General features: G+C 72.2%; 1 protein-coding gene. It reads right to left on the bottom strand.

The genetic code is table 11. The features are described 5' to 3' along the window. A partial coding sequence (locus tag Mam01_RS35870) for a condensation domain-containing protein (protein ID WP_239101878.1) occupies nt 1–2,140 on the bottom strand: 2,140 nt, incomplete at both ends.

The following is a 2,140-nucleotide window of genomic DNA, read 5'->3' as shown; positions in this document are numbered from 1 at the left end:
GTCCGTTCGACCTGCGCCGCGAACAGCTCCGGCAAGGTGCGGACCGCGACCGGCGTCGCGGTGTCGTTCCACTCCCCCAGCACGGCCCGGCGCTCGGCCTCGTCCAGCACCTCCAGCTCACTGAGCCGTACGGACGGATCGGCCGCCACCTGCTCCAGCACCCGCACCAGCCGCCGCGCGAGCGCCTGAGCCGTCTCCTCGTCGAACAGGTCGGCGGCGTAGAGGATCATGCCGCCTATCCCGGACGGCTCACCGTCGTCGCGTCGCTCCACGAGAGTCACGGACAGGTCGATGCGGGCGGCCTCGGCGCCAAGCTGCAGCGACTCTCCCCGCAGACCGGGCAGCTCCCAGACGGTGGGCGTGAGGTTCTGCACGGCCAGCATGATCTGGAAGAGCGGGTTGCGGGACAGCGAACGGGTGGGGTTCAGCTCCTCCACGAGTCGTTCGAACGGGACGTCCTGGTGTGCGTAAGCGGCCAGATCGGTCTCCCGTACCCGCGCCAGCACGTCGTCGAACGACGGGTCACCGGACAGGTCGGTGCGAAGGACGAGGGTGTTGACGAAGAACCCGGCCAGGTCCTCCAGCGCCGCGTCCCCGCGACCGGCGATCGCCGTACCGATCGGGATGTCGCTCCCCGCGCCGACCTTTGCCAGCAACACGGCCAGGGCCGCGTGCGCCACCATGAACATCGTGGCCCGGCCGTTCTGTGCGACCTCCGCCAGCCGGGCGTGGGTCCGCGCGTCCACCTCCAGATGCACGTTGCCGCCGCGGAAGGACGACGCCGCCGGACGCGGCCGATCGGCCGGAAGCGCCAACTCCTCCGGCGCCCCCTCCAAGGCCTGACGCCAGTAACCGAGCTGGCCGCTGATCAGGCTGCCCGGATCGTCCAGGTCGCCCAGCGCCTCTCGCTGCCACAGCGCGTAGTCCGCGTACTGCACGGGCAGCGGCTGCCAGCTCGGCGCGCGGCCCTCGCGGCGGGCCGCGTACGCCGTGCTCAGATCCCGGCCCAGCACCCCCATCGACCAGCCGTCCACCGCGATGTGATGCGCGACGATGAGCAGCACGTGCTCCGACGGGCCGAGAGCGAAGAGGTGGGCCCGCCACGGCAGCTCCACGCTCACGTCGAAGCCCGCGCCGAGATGGGCGGCGACCGCGTCCCGCAGTCCGTCCTCGGAGGTCTGGGTCACCCCGACGGCCGGCCGGCCCGCGGCCCCGGTGAGAACCTGCTGGCGCGGGACGCCGCCGGTCTCCGGGAAGATCGTACGAAGGCTCTCGTGACGGTCCGCGATGTCGCCGATCGCGGCGTCCAGGGCCGCCATGTCCAGGTCGCCCGACAGGCGCAGCGCCAGCGGGAGGTTGTAGACGGCGCCCTCTCCGGCGTCTTCGAGGCGGTTGAGGAACCACATGCGCTGCTGGGCGTACGACAGCGGCAGCACCTCGGGCCGTGGCAGCGGCGTGAGCGCCGGGCGGGCCTGGCCGGTCCCGCCGATCATGCGGGCCAGCCCGGCGACGGTCGGTTCACCGAACAGGTCACCGATGCTGATCTCGGTCTCCAGCACCGACCTGATGCGGGCGATCAGCCGCATCGCCAGCAGCGAGTCGCCGCCCAGGTCGAAGAACGACGCCTCGGCCCCGACCTGCTCCACGCCCAGGACCTCGGCGAACAGCCCGCACAGAAGCTCTTCCATCGGGGTTTCCGCCGTACGGCCCGCGGCGGGCTGATCAGGTGCGGGCAGGGCGGCGCGGTCCAGCTTGCCGTTGGCCGTCAGCGGCATCGCCTCGATCGGCACGACCAGAGGAACCATGTAATCCGGCAACCGCGAGGCCGCGTACTCCCGCAACTCCGCGACATCCACCCGCGCGGCGACCGCGCCGCCATCGGCCGGGCTCGCGGCGTCCGGACCGGTGGCATCCACGTCCGTTTCGCTCGGGGAACCACTCGTATTCCGCCCGCCGGCATCCGCGGAGACCGCGCCGGCAGTCCCCGAACCAGCGGCCACGCCGCTCACGGTGTCGATGGCATCCCCGCTCGTCCCGCTCGGGGAACCTTCCTCGCCCAGCGCGCCGGAGCCTGTCGTGTCGGTGGTGGGGACGACGTAGGCGACCAGGCGTTTGTCTCCGGGGCGGTCCTCGCGGACGA

The organism is Microbispora amethystogenes (assembly GCF_016863015.1).
Classification (GTDB): domain Bacteria; phylum Actinomycetota; class Actinomycetes; order Streptosporangiales; family Streptosporangiaceae; genus Microbispora; species Microbispora amethystogenes.
Note: the sequence above shows the minus strand (reverse complement) of the source record. Positions and strands in the feature narration are given on the sequence as shown.